The organism is Mesorhizobium sp. M4A.F.Ca.ET.020.02.1.1, from assembly GCF_004022645.1.
Classification (GTDB): Bacteria; Pseudomonadota; Alphaproteobacteria; order Rhizobiales; family Rhizobiaceae; genus Mesorhizobium.
Genome location: NZ_RZOI01000920.1, coordinates 1 through 2,041, shown reverse-complemented (window position 1 = coordinate 2,041; position 2,041 = coordinate 1). Strand labels below are relative to the sequence as shown.

Below are 2,041 nucleotides of genomic sequence, written 5' to 3'. Positions count from 1 at the left end.
GCAATGGGCGGTCGAGCAGATGAAATTCGGCGCCAAGGCATCGAAAAATCTGGGGCTCAAGGCCTCGGTCTCCTTCTCCGGAGCGCTGGCCTTCCCCTACCTTTACCCATGGCCGCAGCGGCCAGCCGGCCTGATCGAGGAGGCCTTCGCCGAGCTCGGCAAACGCTGGAAGCCGATCCTCGACGTCTATGACGAGAACGGTGTCGACATCGGCTATGAGATCCATCCGGGCGAGGATGTGTTCGACGGCGCGACTTTCGAGATGTTCCTCGACGCGGTGGGCGGCCACAAGCGCTGCAACATCAATTACGACCCGTCGCACTTCCTCTTGCAGCAGCTCGACTATCTCGAATTCATCGACATCTACCACGAGCGTATCAAGGCGTTTCACGCCAAGGACGCCGAGTTCAACCCGACCGGGCGGCAAGGCGTCTATTCCGGCTATCAGGGCTGGGTAAACCGTGCCGGGCGGTTCCGTTCGCTCGGCGACGGGCAGGTCGATTTCGGCGGCATCTTCTCCAAGCTCACCCAGTACGGTTACGATTCCTGGGCGGTGCTGGAATGGGAATGCTGTCTAAAGCATCCGGAGGATGGTGCTGCCGAAGGCGCGCCCTTCATCCAGCACCACATTATCCGGGTGACGGAGAAGGCCTTCGACGATTTCGCCGGCGGCGCAACCGACAAGAAGGCGCTGCGCGCCATGATGGGAGTCTAGTACCGCTTTCCCTCCCCCTTGGGGGGAGGGTGGCCCAAAGCCGGGCGGGGTCGGCTCATGCCGAGCTTCACGCTCGGCAACCCCACCCGATCCGCTGCGCGGATCGACCTCCCCTCAAAGGGAGGCAAGCACCAACGAGGGAGACAGGAATGGTCGGCGCATCGAAGTCGGAAACGGGAGGCGGCCCGATCCGCTACGGTATGGTCGGCGGCGGGCAAGGCGCCTTCATCGGCGCGGTGCACCGGATCGCGGCCAGGCTGGACAACGACTTCGTCCTGGTTGCCGGCGCACTGTCGGCCAACCCGGAGCGCGCCAAGGCTTCGGCCGCCGAGCTCGGCCTCGATCCGGCGCGCAGCTACGGCTCCTACGCCGAGATGGCCAAGGCCGAGGCCAAGCGGCCGGACGGCATCGAGGCGGTGGCGATCGTCACGCCCAACAATGTGCATGTGCCGGCAGCCAAGGCCTTCCTCGAGGCCGGCATCCACGTCATCTGCGACAAGCCGCTGGCAACCACGCTGGCCGAGGCGAAGAAGCTCGCCGCGCTGGTCGAGAAGACCGGCAAGGTGTTCGTGCTCACCCACAATTACACCGCCTATCCGATGATCCGCCAGGCGCGCGAGATGGTGGCCAAGGGCCAGCTCGGCGACATCCGCATCGTGCAGTCGGAATATCCGCAGGACTGGCTGACCGAGGATCTCGCCGCGACCGGCCAGAAGCAGGCTGCGTGGCGCTCCGACCCCAAGCAGGCCGGTGCCGGTGGTGCGCTCGGCGACATCGGCACGCATGCCTACAACCTGGCGCGCTTCGTCTCCGGGCTGGAGCTCGATGCGCTGTCTGCCGATCTCGACGCCTTCGTGCCGGGGCGGCAGCTCGACGACAACATCAATGTGCTGTTGCGCTTCAAGCCGGTCGGCAAGGCGCATCCCGCCAAGGGCATGATCTGGGCCAGCCAGGTGGCGCCCGGCCATGAGAACGGTCTAAAGCTGCGCATCTATGGCTCGAAGGGCGGGCTGGAATGGGTGCAGGCCGATCCGAACTATCTCTGGTATACGCCGTTCGGCCAGCCGAAGCAGCTCCTGACCCGCGCCGGCGCCGGCGCGCTGCCCTCCGCCGGGCGTGTCACCCGTGTTCCCTCGGGCCATCCGGAGGGCTATCTCGAAGGCTTCGCCAATATCTACCAGGAAGCGGCCCGCGCCATCCGCGCGGCGCGCAGGAAGGGCGGCAAGCCGGCAAAGGATGTCGTCTTCCCGACGATTGCCGACGGCGTCGAAGGCATGGCCTTCATCGAGGCCTGCGTGAAGTCGTCGAAGAAGAACGGGGCGTGGA

2 protein-coding genes are annotated in these 2,041 nt (G+C 65.6%); both read left to right on the top strand.

Going from position 1 to position 2,041, the window contains the following annotated elements:
* Positions 1 to 715: sugar phosphate isomerase/epimerase (locus EN742_RS33075; protein WP_148670451.1), on the top strand; the 715-nt coding region annotated here is incomplete at its 5' end.
* Positions 716 to 864: 149 nt separating this feature from the next.
* Positions 865 to 2,041: Gfo/Idh/MocA family oxidoreductase (locus EN742_RS33070; RefSeq protein WP_148670450.1), on the top strand; the 1,177-nt coding region annotated here is incomplete at its 3' end.